The sequence below is a fragment of the Streptomyces sp. YIM 121038 genome, from assembly GCF_006088715.1.
In the GTDB taxonomy this organism is placed as follows: Bacteria; Actinomycetota; Actinomycetes; order Streptomycetales; family Streptomycetaceae; genus Streptomyces.
The window spans coordinates 5244102-5265387 of sequence record NZ_CP030771.1; the positions used below are offsets into that span (position 1 = coordinate 5244102).

Below are 21286 nucleotides of genomic sequence, written 5' to 3' on the forward strand. Positions count from 1 at the left end.
TCTGGAAGGATGGGGGCGACGACATCGCCGTCGCCGCCCCCGGGTTCCCCGGCGTCCCAGGGTTCCCTAGACACCCAGGTCAGGGCCAAGCAGCACAGCATCCACCCCGCACATCACAAGGAGCGGACACATGCCCATCGCAACCCCCGAGGTCTACAACGAGATGCTCGACCGGGCGAAGGCAGGCAAGTTCGCCTACCCGGCCATCAACGTGACCTCGTCCCAGACCCTGCACGCCGCCCTGCGTGGCTTCGCGGAGGCGGAGAGCGACGGCATCATCCAGATTTCCACCGGTGGCGCTGAGTTCCTGGGCGGGCAGCACAGCAAGGACATGGTGACGGGCGCGGTGGCCCTCGCCGAGTTCGCGCACATCGTCGCCAAGAAGTACGACGTCACGGTCGCGCTGCACACCGACCACTGCCCGAAGGACAAGCTGGACACCTACGTCCGGCCGCTCATCGACGTCTCCGCCGAGCGCGTCGCGCGCGGCGAGAACCCGCTGTTCCAGTCCCACATGTGGGACGGCTCCGCGGAGACCCTCGCCGACAACCTGGCCATCGGCCAGGAGCTGCTCGCCAAGGCCGCCGCCGCGAAGATCATCCTTGAGGTCGAGATCACCCCGACCGGCGGCGAGGAGGACGGCGTCACGCACGAGATCAACGACGAGCTGTACACCACCGTCGACGACGCGCTGCGCACCGCCGAGGCCCTCGGCCTGGGCGAGAAGGGCCGCTACCTGCTCGCCGCGTCCTTCGGCAACGTCCACGGCGTGTACAAGCCGGGCAACGTCGTGCTGCGCCCCGAGCTCCTCAAGGACCTCCAGGAGGGTGTCGCCGCGAAGTACGGCAAGACGTCCCCCTTCGACTTCGTGTTCCACGGCGGCTCCGGCTCCACCGCCGAGGAGATCGCCACGGCGCTGGAGAACGGCGTCGTGAAGATGAACCTCGACACCGACACCCAGTACGCCTTCACGCGTCCCGTCGCGGACCACATGTTCAAGAACTACGACGGCGTCCTGAAGGTCGACGGCGAGGTCGGCTCGAAGAAGACCTACGACCCGCGCACCTGGGGCAAGCTGGCCGAGGCCTCCATGGCCAAGCGCGTGACCGAGGCGTGCGGCGCGCTGCGCTCCACGGGCACGAAGCTCAAGTAGTCCACCGCTCGACGGGCCCGGCACTCCTCGTGGGTGCCGGGCCCGTCGGCGTACCCGGAGGGAACGACCGACCGTGGCGTACGACTTCGACACTCCTGTGGACCGGCGCGGCACCTGGTGCGTCCAGTGGGACGGCATCCGCGACCGGTTCCCGGTGCCCGACCTGCTGCCCTTCACCATCTCCGACATGGACTTCCGCAGCGCGCCCGAGGTCCTGGACGCCCTCCAACAGCGCGTCGCGCACGGCGTGTTCGGCTACACCGACTGGCGCAACGACGACTTCCGCGGCGCGGTGCACGACTGGTTCAGGAGCCGCTACGACACGGACGTCGACCCCGCGTCCCTCGTGTACGCCCCGTCCGTGCTCAGCCAGATATCCCAGCTCCTGCGCCTGTGGACGGAGCCGGGCGAGGGCGTCGTCGTGCACACGCCGACGTACGACGGCTTCCGCAAGGCGGTGACCGGGCTCGGGCGCGAGCTGCGGGGCGTGCCCCTGGAGGACCCCGGGTTCGCCGCCCTGGACGCCGAGCTGGCGCGCCCCGACAGCCGCGTCCTCATCCTGTGTTCCCCGCACAACCCCACCGGCCGGGTGTGGACCGAGGCGGAGCTCCTCGCGGTGGCCGGCCTGTGCGAGCGGCACGGCGTCGCCGTCATCAGCGACGAGATCCACGCCGACCTCACCCACGAGGGGCACGTCCACCGCCCCTGGGCCCGCTACGGCCGGGGCCGCTGGGCCCTCGTCACCTCCGCGACGAAGTCCTTCAACTTCCCTGCCTTGAGCGGGAGTTACGGCCTCATCGGCGACCCCGGCGACCACGCCGCCTTCGTCCGCCGCATGGAGACCGGCGAGGGCCTCGCCTCGCCCGCGGCCCTCTCGCTGACCGCGCACATCGCCGCGTACCGCGGGGGCGGCGCCTGGCTGGACGCCGTGCGCGCCTACACCCACGCCAATCTGCGCCTGGTCGCCGCCACCCTGAACGCGGCCTTCCCCGCCCTGGAGTGGCGGCCGCCGCACGCGGGCTATCTGGCCTGGATCGACCTCCGCCCCGTCCTGGGCGAGACCTCCGACGACGCCCTCCAGCACCACCTCGTGCACGAGGAGCGGGTCGCCGTGATGCCGGGCACCACCTACGGCACCCCGGGCTTCGTGCGCCTCAACGTCGGGTGTCCCCGGGACAAGGCGCGGGCGGGCACCGAGGCCCTGGTGCGGGCGGTGCGCGCGGTGGCCGCCGCGCGCTAGGGCGGCGCCGGGCGGCGCGGGCCGTGCGCCGGGGGCGGGGAAAGGGGCCGGGGCGCACCCGCCGGAGGGGGCATGGAGCAGACTGGAGCCCATGGCCATTCACGAGAACCTGCTCGGGGGACCGCCCCCGACCCATCTGCCCGACGACCCGGAGCCCCGGGAGCTGCTCGCGGGCGGCACGGCGGCCGCCGACGTCGCCGCCAAGTACCCGACGTCCTCCCTCGCCTGGGCGCGCCTCGCCGACGAGGCGTTCGAGGCGGGCCGCGTCGTCGAGTCGTACGCGTACGCCCGCACCGGCTACCACCGGGGCCTGGACGCCCTGCGCAGGGCCGGCTGGAAGGGCCACGGCCCGGTGCCGTGGGAGCACGAGCCGAACCGCGGCTTCCTGCGCGCGCTGCACGGCCTGGCCCGCGCGGCGCAGGCGATCGGCGAGCAGGAGGAGTACGAGCGCTGCGCGACGTTCCTGCGGGACTCCTCGGCGACGGCCGCGGACACCCTGGGCTAGCCCCCGGCGTCGCGGACCTGCCTGGGCCACCCGGTGTGACCAGGCAGGTCTTGCCGTTTCCCGGGATGTTGCGGAGGATGCGGGTGGGGACCGGGGCCCCCGTGCCGCTACGGCAGGGGCGGACCGCTACCCGGATCACGCATCTAGGAGACAGCGATGTCCCACGAGGCGAGCACGGCAGGCGAGACTCTCGAGATGAACGAGATACAGCAGACGTCCGGCGAAACGCCCACCGAGAGCCCCGACAGCCCCAACCTCGACTTCGCCGGCAGCACCCCGTACGAGGACTACGTGAAGGCGGACGTCCTCACCCACCTCCAGCACCTGCGCTCCGACGACCCGGGCGAGATGGTCTTCCTGGTCACGACCCAGGTGATGGAGCTGTGGTTCACGGTCATCGTCCACGAGTGGGAGACCGCCGCGCGCGCCCTGCGCGACGACGACGTGCCGACCGCGGTGGCCGCCCTGAAGCGCTCCGTGCGCGAGCTGGAGGCCCTGAACGCCTCCTGGAAGCCGCTCGGCCAGCTCACCCCCGGTCAGTTCAACTCCTACCGGGGCTCGCTCGGCGAGGGCTCGGGCTTCCAGTCGGCGATGTACCGGCGCATGGAGTTCCTGCTCGGCGAGAAGTCCGCGTCCATGCTGGTCCCGCACCGGGGCACCCCGCGCGTGCACGCGGAGCTGGAGAAGGCCCTCCAGGAGCCGAGCCTGTACGACGAGGTCCTCCGGCTGCTCGCGCACCGCGGCCACGACGTCCCCGCCGAGGTCCTCGACCGCGACGTGACGGCCAGGTACGAGCCGTCGCCCCGCGTCGAGGCCGTGTGGACCGAGCTCTACTCCGGTGACGAGGGCTCCGACCTGGCCCGCCTCGGCGAGGCCCTGACCGACGTCGCCGAGCTGGTGTGGCGCTGGCGCAACGACCACCTGGTGGCCACCCGCAGGTCCATGGGTTCCAAGACCGGCACGGGCGGCTCCGCGGGCGTGGCCTGGCTGGAGAAGCGCGCCACGAAGAACGTGTTCCCCGAGCTGTGGACGGCGCGCAGCCATGTCTGAGCCGAGGGAAGCGGAGCTGCGCGCGCGGGCCGCCGTCCTCGACGCCGCGGACCGGCTCGCCGCCAAGCGCAAGGAGTTCGTCCTCGACGACGGCGTGTACCTGGACGGGAACTCCCTGGGCGCGCTGCCCGCGCACGTGGCGGGCCGGGTCGCCGACGTCGTCACGCGCGAGTGGGGCAGCCTGCGCATCCGCTCCTGGGACGAGAGCGGCTGGTGGACCGCGCCCGAGCGGGTCGGGGAGCGGATCGCCCCGCTCGTCGGCGCGGCCCCGGGCCAGGTGGTCGTCTCCGACTCGACGAGCGTGAACGTCTTCAAGGCGGTCGTCGCCGCCGTGCGCCTGGCCCAGGCCGACGATGCCGCGCGCGACGAGGTCGTCGTCGACGCCACCACCTTCCCGACGGACGGGTACGTCGCCGAGTCCGCGGCCCGCCTCACCGGCTGCCGCGTGGTCCCGGCCGCCCCGGCCGACGTGCCCGGCCTGCTCGGCCCGCGCACGGCCGCGGTGCTGCTCAACCACGCCGACTACCAGTCGGGCCGCCTGCACGACCTGCCGGGGCTCACGGCGGCCGTGCACGCGGCGGGCGCCCGCGTGGTGTGGGACCTGTGCCACACGGCGGGCGCGCTGCCCGTCGCCCTGGACGAGCACGGCGTGGACCTCGCGGTCGGCTGCACGTACAAGTACCTGAACGGCGGCCCGGGTTCGCCCGCGTACCTCTACGTACGCCGTGACCTCCAGGACCGCTTCGACTCGCCGCTGCCCGGCTGGAACTCGCACGCCGACCCCTTCGGCATGCGGCCCGACTACGAACCCGCCGCGGGTGCGGTGCGCGGCCGCGTCGGCACGCCGGACATCCTGTCGCTGCTCGCCCTGGAGGCGGCCCTCGACGTCTGGGACGGCGTCTCGCTCGACGACGTACGGGCCAAGTCCCTGGCGCTCACGGACTTCTTCCTGGAGTGCGTCGGGGCGTACGTGCCCCGGGGGCGGGCCGAGTCCATCACCCCGGCCGCGCACGCGGAGCGCGGCAGCCAGATCGCGCTGCGCTGCCCGGACGCGCGGGAGGTCATGCCGAAGCTCGTCGCGGCGGGCGTGGTCGGCGACTTCCGCGCGCCGGACGTGCTGCGCTTCGGCTTCACCCCGCTGTACGTGTCGTTCGCGGACGCGGAGCGGGCCGCGCGGGTCCTCGGCGGCATCCTCGGAGGCGACGGGGTACCGGGACCCGGGAGCGGCCGGGACACCTGATAACGTCCGGCCAATCTGGATCATGGCCCTCCGGGGTGCCTGGTCCCGACTGTCGTACGAACGCCCGCCGGGCGCCGGTCAGTTGTCACCGGCGCCCGGCGGTTCCGCACTCCGCCGAGCCGGGAGGCCACCGCATGCCGGACGACGCCGCCGTGGCGCGTGACGCCGCCGAGGAGCAGTCCGCCTTCGCGCACCCCGAGGTGCGGCCGGACGCCACCGCCGCCTACGGTCCGCACCCGGACCAGATCGTGGACTTCTACGCGCCGCGCGGCGGCGGCGAGGGCCCGGCCCCGCTCGTCGTCGTCCTGCACGGCGGGGCGTGGCGGGCCCCCTACGACCGCCTGCACATCACGCCGTTCGCGGACTTCCTGGCCCGGCGGGGCTTCGCCGTGGCCAACGTCGAGTACCGCAGGGGCGGCGCGGCCGGGCCGATCCCCGCGCAGGGCGGCGCCGCCGGGCCCGTGGCCGGGCGCTGGCCGGAGACCTTCGACGACGTGGCCGCCGCCCTGGACGCGCTGCCCGCGCTCGCCCGCACGGCGCTGCCTGTCGCCGACCCGCGCCGGACCGTGGTGACCGGCCACTCGGCGGGCGGCCACCTCGCCCTGTGGGCCGCGGCCCGGCACGTCCTGCCGGAGGGCTCGCCGTGGCGCACGGCCCGGCCCGCGCCGCTGCGGGGCGTCGTCGCGCTCGCGCCCATCGCGGACTTCCGCGTGGCGGACGAGCTGGGCGTCTGCTCCGGCGCCGTGCGCCAGCTCCTGGACGCCGAGGACCCGGCGGCCGGGGTCCGCTTCGCCCAGCGCCTGGCCCACGCCGACCCCGCCGCGCTCCTGCCCACCGGCATCGCCACGACCGTCGTCCAGGGCCGCACCGACATCGTCGTTCCCCAGGCGGTCGCCGAGGCCTACGCCGACGCCGCCGCGAAGGCGGGCGAGGTGGTCGGTCTGACGCTCCTGGAGGACGTCGGCCACTTCCCCCTGATCGACCCGGCGGCGGACGCGTGCGCGGTGGTCGCGGAGGAGATCGCCCAGCTCGCGTTCTGAGCCTGGGGGCGAGGGGGCCGAGGGGAGCCGAGGGGGCCGTCCGGCCGCCGCGTAGTACTTGCGACGGACCCCCGGGAACCCGTCCCAGAGGGGACGTCCGGGGGGTCACGGCCCCCGTACCGTCTTAGACGTGACCGAGAAGACGCGCAGCCCAGAGTTCCACCTCGCGCAGAACGCCCTCCAGGGCCTGCGCGCCGACCTGTTCCAGGACGTGTTCGCGTACCGGCCGCTGCGGCCGCTGCGACGGGGTGCCGCGCGGCTGCCGGGGCGCGCGGCGCGGGCCGAGCAGTGGCTGCCGCACGGCGTGGTGACGGCGTTCGCGCTGCTGACCCTGTTCGTCGCGTACGCGGGCGGCTTCGGCGGCTGGGACACGAACGGGGAGTTCGCCTGGGCGCTGACCGGGTTCCTGCCCGCCGGGGCGGTGCTGCTCACGCTGGTGCGGCCGGTGCTCGCCTGGTGGTGCTCGCTGGGGATGACCCCGCTGATGATGGTCCTGAGCGGCGGCGGCTGGGCCCCGTGGCCGCCCGGCTCGATCGTCGGGCACACGGTGGTGATGGCGGTGGTCGCGGCGCGGACCAGGCCGCGCACGGGGGCGTGGATGTGGGCCCTGACCGCCCTGTACTCGATGTTCGTCGACGCGACCGTCGCCTGGAACTCGGACTCCCTGGAGATGCTGACGTTCAGCGGCGTCGTCATCGCCATCGTGACGCTGGTGTCGGCGAACCGGGACGCCCGCCGCGAGGTCGTCGCCGAGCGCACCGTGACCGCCGTCGAGCGGGACCGGCGCACGCTCCTGGAGGAGCGCACGAACATCGCCCGTGAGCTGCACGACGTCGTGGCCCACCACATGTCGGTCGTCGCCATCCAGGCGGAGGCGGCCCCGTACCGGGTGGAGAACCCGCCGCCGGAGCTGGCGCAGGCCTTCGCGACGATCCGCGAGAACGCGGTGGTCGCCCTGACCGAGCTGCGCCGCGTGCTCGGCGTCGTACGGGCGGAGGACTACGAGGCGCCCGACGCCCCGCAGCCGACGCTCGCCGATCTCGACCGGCTCATCGACAACGTCCGGGAGACCGGTCTGACCGTGGAGAAGACCGTCACCGGAGGGGTGCGCGAGCTGCCGCAGGGCGTCGAGCTGTCCGCGTACCGGATCGTGCAGGAGGCGCTCAGCAACAGCCTGCGGCACGCGCCGGGGTCGACGGCCCGGGTGGAGATCGGCTACGTGCTCGGCGGGCTCGGCCTGCGGATCGTGAACGGCCCCGCGACCGGTCTGGTGAAGCCCTCGCCGGGCGCCGGACACGGCATCACCGGTATGCGGGAGCGCGTCGGGATGCTGGACGGGGAGATGACGGCCGAGCCGACGGCCGACGGCGGATATGAGGTCACGGTGTTCCTGCCCGTCCCGGTGGCGGCGGCGTCGGGCGCGGCCGAGGGGGCGGCCGCGTGAGCGCCGAGACCATCCGCGTGCTGATCGCGGACGACCAGATGATGGTCCGCGAGGGCTTCTCCGTGCTGCTCAACGCGATGCCCGGCATCGAGGTCGTCGGCGAGGCCGTCAACGGCCGCGAGGCCGTGCAGCGGGTGCGCGAACTCGCCCCCGACGTGGTGCTCATGGACATCCGCATGCCCGAGCTGAACGGCATCGACGCCACCCGCGAGATCGTCGCCGCCGACTCCACCACCACCAGGGTCCTCGTCCTGACCACCTTCGACCTCGACGAGTACGTGTACCAGGCGCTGCGCGCGGGCGCGTCGGGCTTCCTCCTCAAGGACGCCTCGGCGCGGCAGCTCGCGGACGGCGTCCGCGTCGTCGCCGCCGGCGAGGCGCTGCTCGCGCCGAGCGTCACGCGCCGCCTCATCACGGAGTTCTCCCGGCTCGCGGACCGGCCGCAGCCCGCGGGGACCGCGCAGGCGCAGGCCCAGTACGGGGAGCTGACCGAGCGCGAGACGGAGGTGCTCGTGCTCATCGCGCAGGGGCTCTCCAACCTGGAGATCGCCGCCCGGCTCGTCGTCGCCGAGTCCACCATCAAGACCCACGTCAGCCGGATCCTGGTGAAGCTGGGCCTGCGGGACCGCACCCAGGCCGCGGTGTTCGCCTACGAGGCGAGGCTGGTCACACCCGGGTGAACGGGGGCGCTCCGCGGGAAGTGCGATGCTGAATCTGCGGGTCCGCCGTGGCTGGTCGCGCCCACGCGGCGGAGCCGCAATCGGTATGGCCCCGCGCCCCTTCGGGGCGCTCCCTTAGCATCCGCATATGGCTGAACTGGCGGACGTCACCGGTGTCTTCGCGCCCTCGTCGGGTGCCTTCCTCGCCGACCCCTACCCCGCCTACGCGGAGCTGCGCGCGCGGGGACGGGTGCACTACTACGGGCCGAGCGACCAGTACCTGATCCCGCACCACGCGGACGTCGCCGCGCTGCTGCGCGACCGGCGGCTCGGCCGCACGTATCTGCACCGGTTCGGGCACGAGGAGTTCGGGCGCACGGCGCCCCCGGCCGCGCACGAGCCGTTCCACGTCCTCAACGACCACGGGATGCTCGACCTGGAGGCGCCCGCGCACACCCGCATCCGGCGCCTGGTCGCGAAGGCGTTCACGCCCCGGACGGTGGAGCGCCTGCGCCCGTACGTCGAGGACCTCGCGGACGGCCTGGTGCGCGGCCTCGTCGCGGACGGCGGCGGCGACCTGCTCGCGCGGGTCGCGGAGCCGCTGCCCGTCGCGGTGATCGCCGAGCTGCTCGGCATCCCGGAGGGCGACCGGGGGCCGCTGCGCCCCTGGTCGGCGGACATCTGCGGGATGTACGAGCTGAACCCGGGCGAGGCGGCCGCCGCCCGCGCGGTGCGCGCGTCCCTGGAGTTCTCCGCGTATCTGCGGGAGCTGATCGCCGAGCGGCGGGCGCGGCCCGGTGACGACCTGCTCACCGACCTCATCGCCGCCCACGAGGAGGGCGACCGGCTCAGCGAACAGGAGCTGGTCTCCACCTGCGTGCTGCTCCTGAACGCCGGGCACGAGGCGACCGTCAACGCCACCGTGAACGGCTGGTACGCGCTGTTCCGCCACCCCGGGCAGCTCGCCGCCCTGCGCGCGGAGCCGGAGCGGCTGCTCCCCACGGCCGTGGAGGAGCTGCTGCGCCACGACACCCCGCTCCAGCTCTTCGAGCGGTGGGTGCTCGACGACATCGAGGTCGGCGGCACGGTGATCCCCCGGGGCAGCGAGGTGGCGCTCCTCTTCGGCTCGGCGAACCGGGACGCGGCCGCCTTCCGCGACCCCGACGCGCTCGACCTCGCCCGCCCCCGCGACGCCAACCCGCACATCTCCTTCAGCGCGGGCATCCACTACTGCATCGGGGCGCCCCTGGCGCGCGTCGAGCTCGCCGCGTCGCTGCGGGCCCTGCTGCGCCGTGCGCCGGGACTGCGCCTCGCCGCCGAGCCGCGGCGCACGCCGAACTTCGTGATCCGGGGCCTTCAGGAGCTGCTCGTGGAGGTCTAGCGGGGCGGGTCCGCGGGCAGGGTGAGGCCCCAGGCCTGGGGGCGGGCGGTCCAGGTGCGGGTGCGGACGGGCCCGGCCGTCGTCCCGTCCGCGCGGTAGCGGAAGTCGGGGCCCGACACCGTCACGGAGCGGGCCCGCGCCCCCACAGGAGCCATCCCGGCCCCGACGGACGACGGCCGCACCTCCACCCGGGCGAGGCCCCCGCCGCCCGGCACCACGGACACGCCCTCGACGGGCTGGTCGAGGTCGACGAGGGTCACCCCGTCGGCCTCCACCCGCAGCCGCGAGGGCCCGGCCCGGCCCGCCGCGGGCCGGGCGCCCAGGGTGCGGACGAGGGACTGGCAGGTCCGCAGCCAGGGGTGGCCGTGCCGCTCGGCGCCGGGCTCCCCGGCGAGGCCCGCGCCCAGGGACGGGATCCGCACGTCCCCGAGGACGACCTCGTCGCGGTCGTCGACGAGCAGGTCGAGCCGCCGGGGCACCCCGTCGAGCACGGTGCGCGCCGCGGCGACCGCCCCCGCGGGCACGCCGAGGGCGCGGGCGAGCCGCACCCCGGTGGCGCCGCCCGCGACGGGCACGACCGCCAGATCGGTCGCGCCGAGCGCCCGCTCCCGGTGCAGGACGGCGACGGCCCGCCGCAGGGCCGCGTCGTCGCCGACCACGACCGGCCGCCGCGTCCCCCGTCTGGCCAGGGCGCGGGCGAATTCCTCGGGGCCTTCGGGCAGACAGAGCTTGAGCTCCGCGCCCGCGCCAAGCACGTCCTTGGCGATGCGTACGGACTCGCCGTCCGTGCGCCGGGCGACCGGGTCGATGATCACGATGAGGTCATCGCGCTGGCCGCGAGCCGACACGTGCGCCCTTTCTTTAGTCCTCGGGTAGCATCTTTGTGCAAGAGCCCCTTGCGCTATTGCGCCAGGGGCTTCGTCTATTCCGGGGCGACCAAGGCACACCCACACCGGTGGCGACGGCATCGAGCCGTGGCCCCTGACCTTGGACATGCCCCGCCCGGAAGGGGTGTACGCCTGTGCCCGCACTCGTGCTGCTCGGTGCTCAGTGGGGTGACGAAGGCAAGGGAAAGGCCACCGACCTGCTCGGTGGATCCGTGGACTATGTAGTGCGCTACCAGGGCGGCAACAACGCCGGCCACACGGTCGTCGTAGGCGACCAGAAGTACGCGCTGCACCTCCTCCCTTCCGGAATCCTCTCGCCGGACTGCGTACCGGTCATCGGTAACGGCGTCGTCGTCGACCCGTCGGTCCTGCTCTCCGAGCTGAGCGGTCTGAACGAGCGCGGCGTCGACACGTCGAAGCTGCTGATCAGCGGAAACGCGCACATCATCACGCCGTACAACGTGACGGTGGACAAGGTCGGCGAGCGCTTCCTCGGCAAGCGGAAGATCGGCACGACCGGCCGCGGCATCGGCCCGACCTACGCCGACAAGATCAACCGCACCGGCATCCGCGTCCAGGACCTCTACGACGAGTCGATCCTGAAGCAGAAGGTCGAAGCGGCCCTGGAGCAGAAGAACCAGCTGCTCACCAAGGTGTTCAACCGCCGCGCCATCGAGGCGGAGCAGATCGTCGAGCAGCTCCTGGAGCACGGCGAGAACATCAAGAGTTACGTGGCCGACACCACGCTGATCCTCAACAACGCGCTCGACGAGGACAAGGTCGTCCTGTTCGAGGGCGGCCAGGGCACGCTCCTGGACGTGGACCACGGCACGTACCCCTTCGTCACCTCGTCGAACCCGACCGCGGGCGGTGCCTGCACGGGCACCGGCGTCGGCCCGACGAAGATCAGCCGCGTCATCGGCATCCTGAAGGCGTACACCACGCGCGTCGGCGCGGGCCCGTTCCCGACGGAGCTGTTCGACGCGGACGGCGAGGCGCTGCGCACCATCGGCGGCGAGCGCGGCGTCACCACGGGCCGGGACCGCCGCTGCGGCTGGTTCGACGCCCCGATCGCCCGCTACGCGACCCGGGTGAACGGCCTGACGGACTTCTTCCTCACCAAGCTCGACGTCCTCACCGGCTGGGAGCAGATCCCGGTCTGCGTCGCGTACGAGATCGACGGCAAGCGCGTCGAGGAGCTCCCGTACAACCAGACGGACTTCCACCACGCGAAGCCGATCTACGAGACGCTGCCGGGCTGGTCCGAGGACATCACCAAGGCCAAGACCTTCGCCGACCTGCCGAAGAACGCGCAGGCCTATGTGAAGGCCCTGGAGGAGATGTCCGGCGCCCCGATCTCCGCGATCGGCGTGGGCCCGGGCCGCGACGAGACGATCGAGATCAACTCGTTCATCTAGTCCGTCGCGTCCGTCGCGTCCGTCGCCTGTACGAGCGCCCGGTGGCCCTGGCCACCGGGCGCTCGCGCGCGTTCAGCAGGTGCGGCCGTGCTCCTGGTCCTGTAGGTGGCTCGCGCGCTCCTGCCGGGTCAGGTCGCGGCCGACCGCGCGGCAGATCCGCCGGATCGCGCCGGACGGCGTGGGCAGGTCGGTCCGCCACAGCCGGGTCGTCGCGTCCTCGCCGCCGGTGGCCAGGGTGCGCCCGTCCGGGCTGAACGCCACCGTGCGCACGGACCCGGTGTGCCCGCCGAGGCGGGCGCGCAGATGCCCGGTGGCCGTGTCCCACAGCCGGACCGTGCCGTCGGCGCCGCCGCCGGCCAGGGTGCGCCCGTCGCGGCTGAAGGCCACCGTGAGGACCTGCCCGGTGCGGTCGGTGAGGGCGGCCAGGGTCCGGCCGGTGGCCGCGTCCCACAGCCGGACCGTGCCGTCGTCGCTGCCCGCGGCCACCGTGCGCCCGTCGGGGCTGACCGCGACCGCGCCGACCGCGTCGGCGGGCCCGGTCAGGGTGGTGCGCGGCGGGCCCCCGGCGACGTCCCACAGCCGTACCGACCCGTCGGCGCTGCCGGTGGCCAGGGTGCGCCCGTCCCGGCTGAAGGCCAGCGCGAGGACCGCCCCGGGGTGGTCGAGCACGGTCCGGGTCCCGCCCGCCGCCCCGCCCCACAGCCGGACCGTCCGCTGCCCGGTGACCACGGCGAGGGTCCGGCCGTCCGGGCCGATGGCCGCCGCCACGACCGCCTCCGCGCTGTCGACGGACGTGCTGCGCGGCCTGCCGGTGGCCAGGTCCCAGCGCCGCACCCGCTGGGTGTCGTTGACCGTCGTCAGGGTGCGCCCGTCGCGGCTGAACGAGACCGCGAGGACGGGCCCGGTGCGGTCGGTGAGGGTGGCGCGCGCCCGGCCGGTGGCGGTGTTCCACAGCCGTACGCCGCCGTCCTCGCCGCCGGTGAGCAGGGTGCGCCCGTCGGGGCTGTAGGCCGCGAGGGAGACCGGGGCGCCCTGGCCGGTGAGCGTGGTGTGCGGGGCGGCCGTGGCCGTGTTCCACAGCCGCACCGTCCGGTCGTAGCCGCTGGAGGCCAGGGTGTGCCCGTCCGGGCCGAAGGCGACCCCGGAGACGGGGGCGGTGTGGCCGGTGAGGACGGTCCGGACGCGGCCGGTGGCCGTGTTCCACAGGCGTACGGTCCGGTCGGCGCCGCTGGAGGCCAGGGTGCGCCCGTCGGGGCTGAAGGCGACGGCGGAGACCTCGCCCGTGTGCCCGCGCAGGACGGCCCGCGTCCGGCGCGCCGCCACGTCCCACAGGCGTACGGTCCGGTCGTAGCCGGTGGAGGCCAGGGTGCGGCCGTCGCGGCTGAAGGCCACCGCGGACACCTCGCCCTTGTGGCCCCGCAGGGTGGCGCGCCGCTCGCCGGTGGCCACGTCCCACAGGCGTACGGTCCGGTCGGCGCCGCTGGAGGCGAGGAGGTGCCCGGCGCGGCCGAAGGCGACCCCGGAGATCTCGCCCCGGTGGCCCCTGAGGGTGGCCCGGGTCCGGCCCGTCGCCGTGTCCGAGAGGCGTACGGTGCCGTCGTCGCTGCCGGTCGCGAGGGTGCGGCCGTCGGGGCTGAAGGCGAGCGTGAAGACCGCGTCGGTGTGCCGGGCCAGGGCCCGGCGCACCGTGCCGGTGGCGACGTCCCACAGCCGGACCCGGGAGTCGCCGCTCGCGGCCAGGGTGCGCCCGTCGGGGCTGAACGCCACGGAGTAGACGTCACCGGTGTCGCTGCTGAGGTCGGCCCGCAGCCTGCCGGTGGCCGGGTCCCACAGCCGTACGGTGCCGTCGTAGCCGCTGGTGGCGACGGTGTGCCCGCCGGGGCTCACCGCGACGGACAGGACGGGCCCGTCGGCGGCGGTGAAGCGGCGCCGCAGCGGCAGCTCGGCGGCGGCGTAGAGGCTGCCCGCGGCCTCCGGCGTGGCGGCCGCGCGGTGGGCCCGCACCGCGAGCAGCGAGGCCAGGTCGGGGTCGCTGTCGAGCAGGGCCGCCGACTGCGCGGCGAGCTGCCGGGACTGGGCCACGCGCTGCGCGGCCCGCGCCCGGTCGCGCTCGCGGCCGCTGTCCCGGCTCTGCTGCCAGGCGATCAGGCTCGCGGCGAGCACGAGGGCGAGCAGCACCGACAGGGCCGTGGTGAACCGGCGCAGACGGCGCGTCACCCGGGCCGCGGCGCGCTGCTCCTGGTCGCGGGCGGCGGTGCTCGCGACCAGGAAGTCCCGCTCCAGGGCGGTGAGCGCGGGGTGGGCGGCGGCGCCGGGGAAGTGTTCCTCGGCGGTGGCGAGGCGGGTGCCCCGGTACAGGGCGCCGGTGTCCCGGCCGAGTTCCGCCCAGGCCTCGGCGGCCTCGGTGAGGCGGCGGTGGCAGCGCAGCCGCTCGCGGTCCTCCTCGATCCAGCCGCGCAGCCGGGGCCAGCCGGTGATGACGGCCTCGTGGGTCAGATCGGCGGTGTCGTGGTCGAGCGTGACCAGGCGGGCGCGGGCGAGCCGGTCCAGGACGCGGGCGGCGGGCGCGGTGTCCGCCGCGCCCCCGTCGTCGAGCTCGGCCCGGCGCGCCGGCCGCCGGGTGTCCGGCACGCCGTCCCCCGGTGTGATCAGCCGGAGCAGGATGCGGCGCGCCACGTCCCGCTGTCCGGCGGGCAGCTGCGTGTACAGGTCCTCGGCGGTGCGGGCGAGCGCCCCCGCGACCCGGCCGGACGCCTCGTACGCGGCCATCGTCAGGGTGCGGCCCCGGCGGCGGCGCCAGGTCTCCAGGAGCGCGTGGGAGGTCAGGGGCAGACAGCCCGGCTCGTCCAGGGTCTCCTCGATGAGCCGGGCGGTGAGGGCGCGCTCCACGATGAGGCCGTGCGCGGCGGCCGGGCGGACGATGGCCTCGCGCAGTTCGGCGGGGCTCATCGGGACCACCGGCAGGCTGGCCTCGCGGACGGCGTCGGCGAGCGCGCGGTGCCGCAGACAGCGGTCGTAGAAGTCGGCGCGCACGCCGAGCACCACCCGCAGGCGCAGCGCCGGGGAGCGGGCGGACACCAGGCGTGCGATGAACTCCTCCCGCTCGTCCGGGTCGTGGCAGAGCGTGAAGACCTCCTCGAACTGGTCGACCACCAGCCAGGTGTCGCCGTCGCCCGGGGCCGGGGCGAAGAGCCGCTCGTGGGTGCGCAGGGGCCGGGGGCCCGGGGTGAGGACGCGGATGGCGGCGGGCCGGGGCGCCGGGGGCGCGGGCTGCCGCAGCCGGGGGATGAGCCCGGCGCGCAGCAGCGAGGACTTGCCGCTGCCGGAGGGGCCGAAGACGGTGGTGACGCGGTGCTCCCGGGCCAGGCCGACGAGTTCGCCGGTGAGCCGGTCGCGGCCGAAGAAGTGGTCCTGGTCCCCGGTGTCGAAGCGCGCGAGCCCCCGGTAGGGCGGTTCGCCGTCCTCCGCCTCGTCGCGGGGCCGGTGCGCGGCCTCCTCGACGCGGGCCGCGCGCCAGCGCCGCTCCCACAGGGCGAGGTCGCCGCCGCAGGCCTTCGCATAGGCGAGGGCGACCGGCAGCGAGGGCAGTTTCTCGCCCGCGACGGCGTAGGCGAGCGTGGTGGCGGAGTACGCGGAGTCGGCGGCCATCGCCCGGTACGTGGGCGTGCCCGCCTCGCGGCGCAGCGCGCGCAACTCGTGCGCGAACCGCTCCACCGGCCCCGCCGCCGGGTCGATCGGCTTCTCGCGACGTCCCACGGCGCATCCCCCCGCGTGCCCCCGTACGTGCGTGACGGGCACCCACCCAACTCCGCCGCCCGGCCGCGCGGAAGCCGCGAGCGAGCCAAAACCGGGGCTCCGGGTTTTGTCCCGGGATTTTGTCCCGGAGCACGGGCGGGGGGTGCGGGACAACGCCGCCGCGGGTTGGAATCGCCGTGGGGGAGCCGCCGCCCGGCCTACGGGGGGACCGGGCGGCGGTGCGGCCGGGTCAGCCCTTGGAGTACGTGAGCGCCTTGCCGCCGTCGGTGTTGACCCGGTGCAGTTCGCCGCTCGGCAGGATGCTGACGACGCTGGGGGCGCCCGGTTCACAGGTGCGGGGCGGGCCCACGGTGACCTCGGTCCCGGAGATCTGGAGCTCGCTGTCGGACGCGGACGTCAGGGTGCCCTGGAACACGCAGTGGTAGGTGCCGCCGCCCTTGAGCGGGCCGTCGGCGGTCAGGGACAGGACGGTGTCGCCGACCTCGCCCTGCTGGATGGTCAGCCGGCGGGTGCTGGTCCCGGCCTCGCCGGACACGGTGCCGTTCCAGGTGCCGAGGTACTTGTCCGGCACGGTGCCCTCGCCGGCGGACGCGGACGGGGACGGCGTCGGCGAGGCGGGCCCCGCGGAGTCGGACGGCGTGCCCGGCGTCCTGGGCCCGGAGTTCTTGCGGTCCTTGCCCTCGCCGTGCGCCTTCGGGTCGCCGTCGCCCTTCATCACCGCGTACACGGTGCCGCCCGCGCCGAGCGCCACTATCAGGGCCACGGCGACGAGCAGGGCCGTCGACCGGGCGCTGCGGCGCGGCGGGTCGAGCGGCGGCGGGCCGTACGGGGGCGTGCCGGTGCCCGTGCCGTACGGCGCCTGCGGATGCGGGTAGCCGTAGACGGCCGGTCCCGCGGGGCCCGCGGGCTGGTGGGGGTAGGCGTAGGCGGGGGTGTGGCCCGGCGGGGGCGTGGCGCCGGGGGCGGCGGGCGTGGGCGCGGGCGGCGCTCCGCTGACCATGGTCGGCAGCCGGTCGACGGAGCCCTGGCCGGGCACGCCGGGCGGGGGCGGGGTGTCGCTCTTGATGGGGGCGCCGGGCGGGGTCGCGGGGAGGGGTGGCGGGGTGCCCTCCGCTTCCGGCGAGGGCCCGGCGGCTGCGGCTGCGGCTTCGGCTCCCGCGACGGCTCCCGCGGCGGCTCCGGCTCCCGCGGCGGCTGGGGCTCCGGCTCCCGCGACGGCCGCGTCGGCTCCGGCGGCCCCGGCCGGACCGGCGGCCCCGGCGGCCCCGCCCGGATCAGCGCCCCCGGCCGGAGGCTCCGCCTCCGGGTCCTCGACCTCAAGGAGCCGCACCGCGTGCCGCCCGAGCTGGGCGACCAGGGCTCCCGGCAGCCACGGCTCCCGGGACTTCCCCTCGAAGACCGTGTCCTCGGCGCCCGTCCGGTCGAGCACGTCGTCGAGCGAGGGCCGGTCGCCCGGCGCCTTGGCCAGGCAGTGCTCGATGAGCTCGCGCAGCGACTCCGGCACCGGCTCCAGGTCCGGCTCCTCCTGGGCGATGCGGAACATCAGCGCGTGCACACCGCTGTTGGCCGTGCCGAAGGGCAGCAGGCCCGTCGCGGCGTACGCGAGGACGGACCCCAGGCAGAAGACGTCCGCGGCCTCGGTGACGCGGTCGCCGCGCACCTGCTCGGGTGCCATGAACCCCGGAGACCCGACGAGCGCCCCGGTGCGGGTGAGGCCGCCGTCGGTGACCGTCTCCAGGGCCCTGGCTATCCCGAAGTCGATGACGCGCGGGCCGTCGATGGTCACCAGGACGTTGGACGGCTTGAGGTCGCGGTGGATGAGCCCGGCCGCGTGGATGTCCTTCAGGGCGTTCGCGAGCCCGGCGGCGAGGATCTTCACCGACCGCTCGGGCAGCGGGCCGTGGTCGTGCGAGACGACGGCCTGCAGCGAGGGCCCGGCGACGTACCCGGTGGCGACCCACGGGATCGCGGCCTCCGTGTCGGCGTCGAGCACCGGTGCCGTCCACGCGCCGCCGACGCGCCGCGCGGCCTGCACCTCCTGCCGGAAGCGGCTGCGGAACTCCTCCTGCGCGGCGAGCTCCTCGCGCACCAGCTTGACGGCGACCGTGCGGTTCCGTCCCGAACGCGCCAGGTACACCTGCCCCATGCCGCCCGCGCCGAGCCGCGCGAGCAGGCGGTAGGCGCCTATCCGCTGCGGTTCCCCCGGGCCCAGTTTCTCCATGGCCATCGCGGCGCCGTCCTCCCCCAGATTCCAGCCACTTTCCGGCGGCCACTGCGCGTGTCCGCCGTACAACAGACAGAGAAGTCTACGGATCGTCCACGTCGTCCAGCAGGGACTTCTCCGGTTCGTACAGCCCACATCATGGGCGTCTTCCGCGCAGCCGTCGACGGAATCTGTGACCCATCCGTGAGACGGCGAGCGGCCGCGCCGCGCCCGGGTCCCCGTTGCGGGGCCGGGCGCGGCGCGGTGCGCGAGAGCACTGTACGCGGGGCCTCACGCGGCCTTGGACAGGGTGGACCGGTCCGTGCCGGGCGCGTGCGGGGCGGGTGCCACGGGCGTGGTGACGGCTCCGGACCCGACGGCTGCGGGCCCGACGGCTCCGGGCCCGACGGCTGCGGGGCCCTCGTGGCGCGGCCAGAGGAGGAGGGCGCCGGCCGCTCCCGCTGAGGCGAGCACCGCCAGGACGGACCAGGCGGGGGTGGTGCCCGCGGCCGTGCCGAGCCAGCCCGCGACGGGGTAGGTGATCAGCCAGGCGAGGTGCGAGAGGGAGAACTGGGCGGCGAACGCCTCGGGGATCGCGTTCCGCGCGACGGAGGCGCGCAGGACCTTGCCGGTCGGGGTGATGACCAGGGCCATGCCGATGCCGATGGTGGCCCAGACGACGGCCGTACCGGTCCAGGTGGCGAGGTCGAGCGCGCTGAGCGACACGGCGGCGGCGGTGGCGCCGACGAGGACCGCGGCGCCGGTCGTCATGACGGTGCGGGCGGCGATCCGGTCGAGGACGCGCGGCAGCGCGAGGGCGGCCACGAGGGTGCCGGTGCCGGAGGCGGCGAGCATCCAGGCGACGTCGGACTGCGAGCCGCCCAGGGCGTCGCGGACGTGGTTGACGGTGCTGACGACGACGATCGAACCGGCCGCCGCGACCACGAGGTTGAGCGCCATGAGGCCGCGCAGCCGCGGTGTCCTGAAGAAGGTCCTGATGCCTGAGGCGGCCTTGTCCCACGCCCTGGTGTGGGCGCTGGGACGGGCGTCGGGGACGCGCGTCGCCAGGACGAGCAGGGCGGAGACGAGGAATCCGGCGGAGGTGCCGAGGAACAGCCGGTCGAAGCTGATGAGCGTCAGGGCGAGCGCCGCGAGGACGGGGCTGAGCAGGCTCTCCATGGTGGAGGCGACCTGGGAGGCGGACAGGGCGCGCGTGTACGCGGACTCGTCGGTGACGATGTCGGGGATGACGGCCTGGAAGGTCGGGGTGAACGCCGCGGAGGCGGCCTGGAGGAGGCCGATCAGGACGTAGACGTGCCAGACCTCGGTGACCAGCGGCAGGGCCAGGACCACCGCGCCGCGGACCACGTCGAGGAGGACCAGGAACCGTCTCCTGGGGAGCCGGTCGACGTACGCGGCGGCCAGTGGGGCGATGACCACGTACATGACCATCTTGATGGTGAGGGCGGTGCCGAGGACCATACCGGCGCGCGGCCCCGCGAGGTCGTACGCGAGCAGCCCGAGGGCCACGGTGGTGAGTCCGGTGCCGAAGAGGGCGATGACCTGGGCGCCGAACAGGCGGCGGTAGTCGCGGATGGCGAACAGTCGCATGGCGGGTTCCTTCCGTGTCCATGCGGCGGGGCCCGGCCGCGCGGTGGCGGCCGTGCCCCGCGGAGACAGACGGGGGTGTCTTCCCTACGCACCGGTGTCGCTCCCCGGTGTGAGGCCGGCGAGGAGGTTGAAGGCGCCGGTGAGGACGTTGAGGGCGACGACGCCGACGACGTCGGCTATCGCGCGGTCGCTGTAGCCGTGCGCGCGCAGCGCGGCGATCTGGTCGTCGGTGATCGACGCCGGCTCGCGGTGGACCTGGAGGCCGAGGGCGACGACCGCCGCGATCGCGGGGTCGGCCGAGGTGCCCGTGCGGGCCCGCTCGATCTCCGCCTCGTCGATGCCGAGGGCGCGGGCGGCGCCGACGTGCGCGTCCAGGCACAGCCCGCAGCCCTGCACGGTCTGGACGGCGATGGAGATCCGTTCGCTGATCCCGCGGTCGAGCTTGGCCCGGCCCATGGCCCGGCTGAGCTGGAGGTAGCCGCCGAGGACGGCCGGGGAGTGCGCCATCGTGGAGACCATGGCCCCGACGTGGCCGTGGCGGGAGACCAGGTCGGCCAGGAGGTCGCGCGAGGCGCCGACCGCCGTGTCGGGTGTGAGGGGGGTCAGGCGGGGCATGACGCTCCCTTCCTGCGCGGTGCGTTCACGCGCTCAGTGGTGGGCGTGCTGGGCGTGGTGGCCGTGCGGGTGGCCCGCGGGGGCGGCGCTCCCGCCGGTCCGCACCGTGAACTCGGCGGTCCTGACGACGCCTTCGTGCTGGAAGTCCAGGTACAGGCGGTAGGTCCCGGCCGAGGGCGCGGCGGCCATGAAGGCGATCTCGGGCCCCGGCGCGGTGGTGCCGTCGCCCGGCGCGCCCTCCGGGTGGACGTGGAGGTAGCCCAGGTCGCCGACCCGCAGGGCCACCAGGTGTCCGTACGCGGCGAGGTAGGGCTGGAGGTCGGTGACGGGGCTGCCGTCCTTGCTGACGGTGAGGGTCAGCTGGCTCGTCTCACCGGGCAGGAGCGTGCCGTCGAGCGTGACGGTGTACGCGCCGATCCGTGCGACCCCGGTGGCCTCGGGGAGCGGTCGCGGGTCGTAGGGACCGGCGACCGCGACGTCGATGCCCAGCGTCATGGTGCCGTCGTGGCCGACCGGGTGGACGTCGGTGAAGAATCTCCAGTCGCCCGGCTCCAGGGCCAGTTCGACGCTCCAGGTGCCCTGCTCGTCCCGCACCGGGTGCACGTGCTGGAAACCGGCCGTGTCCCGTCGTACGGCTATGAAGTGCAGCTCCTTCTCGTGCTCGGCCACGTACTCGGTCACCGCCCGCCCGTCGGGCCCGACCACCCGGAAGCCGACCGGCTGCACACCGGCGCCGAGGACCGTCGAGTCGAGTTCGAGGGTGTACCCGTCCTGCGAGACGGCGAGCCCGCCGGGCTGGGCGCCGCCGTGACCGCCGTGACCGCCGTGGTGGCCGTGACCGCCATGCCCGCCGTGAGCTGCGTGGGCCGCGTGGTCGCCGTGAGCGGTGTGGCTGGCGTGGTCGTGGCTGGCGTGGTCGTGGCCGGTGTGGTTCTGCATGACATCTCCCATGGTCGTGGTGCGCCTTCCGGCGGCCTGCTGGCGTCGCCCGTTCAGGACTACGATCATGACCATATACCCCTGGGGGGTATATGGCGAGGCCTCGAAGGGAGAAATTCCACGAGGGGTGCCGCAGGGGATGGCG

At 74.8% G+C, this 21286-nt stretch carries 16 protein-coding genes; 10 read left to right on the top strand and 6 right to left on the bottom strand.

The window, feature by feature from the left end; all coding sequences use genetic code 11:
• Positions 1-130: 130 nt before the first annotated feature.
• The 9 genes from fbaA to C9F11_RS22420 all read left to right on the top strand — a co-directional run bounded on the left by fbaA (position 131) and on the right by C9F11_RS22420 (position 9712).
• The gene (fbaA, locus tag C9F11_RS22380; protein ID WP_138960955.1) at positions 131-1153 is read left to right on the top strand and encodes a class II fructose-bisphosphate aldolase; all 1023 of its coding nucleotides are present in this window, start codon (positions 131-133) and stop codon (positions 1151-1153) included.
• A 73-nt stretch (positions 1154-1226) separates the two neighbouring features.
• Positions 1227-2393, top strand: coding sequence for an aminotransferase class I/II-fold pyridoxal phosphate-dependent enzyme (locus tag C9F11_RS22385; protein ID WP_138960956.1), 1167 nt, complete (start codon positions 1227-1229; stop codon positions 2391-2393).
• 91 nt (positions 2394-2484) lie between these two features.
• Positions 2485-2898, top strand: coding sequence for a DUF3151 domain-containing protein (locus C9F11_RS22390; RefSeq protein WP_138960957.1), 414 nt, complete (start codon positions 2485-2487; stop codon positions 2896-2898).
• A 195-nt stretch (positions 2899-3093) separates the two neighbouring features.
• Positions 3094-3948 (top strand): tryptophan 2,3-dioxygenase family protein, encoded by an 855-nt coding sequence (locus C9F11_RS22395; RefSeq protein WP_249401835.1) that lies wholly within the window; start codon positions 3094-3096, stop codon positions 3946-3948.
• On the top strand, positions 3941-5188 hold the full coding sequence (locus tag C9F11_RS22400) for an aminotransferase class V-fold PLP-dependent enzyme (RefSeq protein WP_138960959.1): 1248 nt from the start codon (positions 3941-3943) through the stop codon (positions 5186-5188). The genes C9F11_RS22395 and C9F11_RS22400 overlap by 8 nt, the downstream gene beginning before the upstream one ends.
• 134 nt (positions 5189-5322) lie before the next feature.
• Positions 5323-6228 carry an alpha/beta hydrolase gene (locus C9F11_RS22405; protein ID WP_138960960.1) on the top strand — a complete coding sequence of 302 codons (906 nt, stop codon included), beginning with the start codon at positions 5323-5325 and terminating at the stop codon, positions 6226-6228.
• A 130-nt stretch (positions 6229-6358) separates the two neighbouring features.
• Entirely contained in the window at positions 6359-7672 is a 1314-nt protein-coding gene (locus C9F11_RS22410; RefSeq protein ID WP_138960961.1) for a histidine kinase, read from the top strand.
• Positions 7669-8352 carry a response regulator transcription factor gene (locus C9F11_RS22415; protein WP_138960962.1) on the top strand — a complete coding sequence of 228 codons (684 nt, stop codon included), beginning with the start codon at positions 7669-7671 and terminating at the stop codon, positions 8350-8352. The genes C9F11_RS22410 and C9F11_RS22415 overlap by 4 nt, the downstream gene beginning before the upstream one ends.
• A 127-nt stretch (positions 8353-8479) precedes the next feature.
• Positions 8480-9712, top strand: a complete 1233-nt coding sequence (locus C9F11_RS22420; RefSeq protein ID WP_138960963.1) for a cytochrome P450 — start codon at positions 8480-8482, stop codon at positions 9710-9712.
• Here C9F11_RS22420 and C9F11_RS22425 read toward each other — a convergent pair.
• On the bottom strand, positions 9709-10560 hold the full coding sequence (locus tag C9F11_RS22425; protein WP_138960964.1) for a diacylglycerol kinase: 852 nt from the start codon (positions 10558-10560) through the stop codon (positions 9709-9711). The genes C9F11_RS22420 and C9F11_RS22425 overlap by 4 nt on opposite strands.
• Before the next feature lie 173 nt (positions 10561-10733).
• Here C9F11_RS22425 and C9F11_RS22430 point away from each other — a divergent pair, with 173 nt between their 5' ends.
• Positions 10734-12017 (top strand): adenylosuccinate synthase, encoded by a 1284-nt coding sequence (locus tag C9F11_RS22430; protein ID WP_138960965.1) that lies wholly within the window; start codon positions 10734-10736, stop codon positions 12015-12017.
• 72 nt (positions 12018-12089) lie between these two features.
• On the opposite strand, the gene C9F11_RS22435 is transcribed toward C9F11_RS22430, so the two are convergent.
• The 5 genes from C9F11_RS22435 to C9F11_RS22455 all read right to left on the bottom strand — a co-directional run bounded on the left by C9F11_RS22435 (position 12090) and on the right by C9F11_RS22455 (position 21141).
• Complete coding sequence (locus C9F11_RS22435; RefSeq protein WP_346347330.1) at positions 12090-15773, bottom strand: WD40 repeat domain-containing protein; 3684 nt, start codon at positions 15771-15773, stop codon at positions 12090-12092.
• A 229-nt stretch (positions 15774-16002) separates the two neighbouring features.
• Positions 16003-17994 carry a serine/threonine-protein kinase gene (locus tag C9F11_RS22440; protein WP_138966849.1) on the bottom strand — a complete coding sequence of 664 codons (1992 nt, stop codon included), beginning with the start codon at positions 17992-17994 and terminating at the stop codon, positions 16003-16005.
• 273 nt (positions 17995-18267) lie between these two features.
• Positions 18268-19587: an MFS transporter gene (locus tag C9F11_RS22445; RefSeq protein WP_138960966.1), complete on the bottom strand. Its 1320-nt coding sequence runs from the start codon at positions 19585-19587 to the stop codon at positions 18268-18270.
• An 84-nt stretch (positions 19588-19671) separates the two neighbouring features.
• On the bottom strand, positions 19672-20202 hold the full coding sequence (locus C9F11_RS22450; RefSeq protein WP_138960967.1) for a carboxymuconolactone decarboxylase family protein: 531 nt from the start codon (positions 20200-20202) through the stop codon (positions 19672-19674).
• A gap of 33 nt (positions 20203-20235) precedes the next feature.
• Positions 20236-21141 carry a hypothetical protein gene (locus C9F11_RS22455; RefSeq protein WP_138960968.1) on the bottom strand — a complete coding sequence of 302 codons (906 nt, stop codon included), beginning with the start codon at positions 21139-21141 and terminating at the stop codon, positions 20236-20238.
• Positions 21142-21286 lie beyond the last annotated feature (145 nt).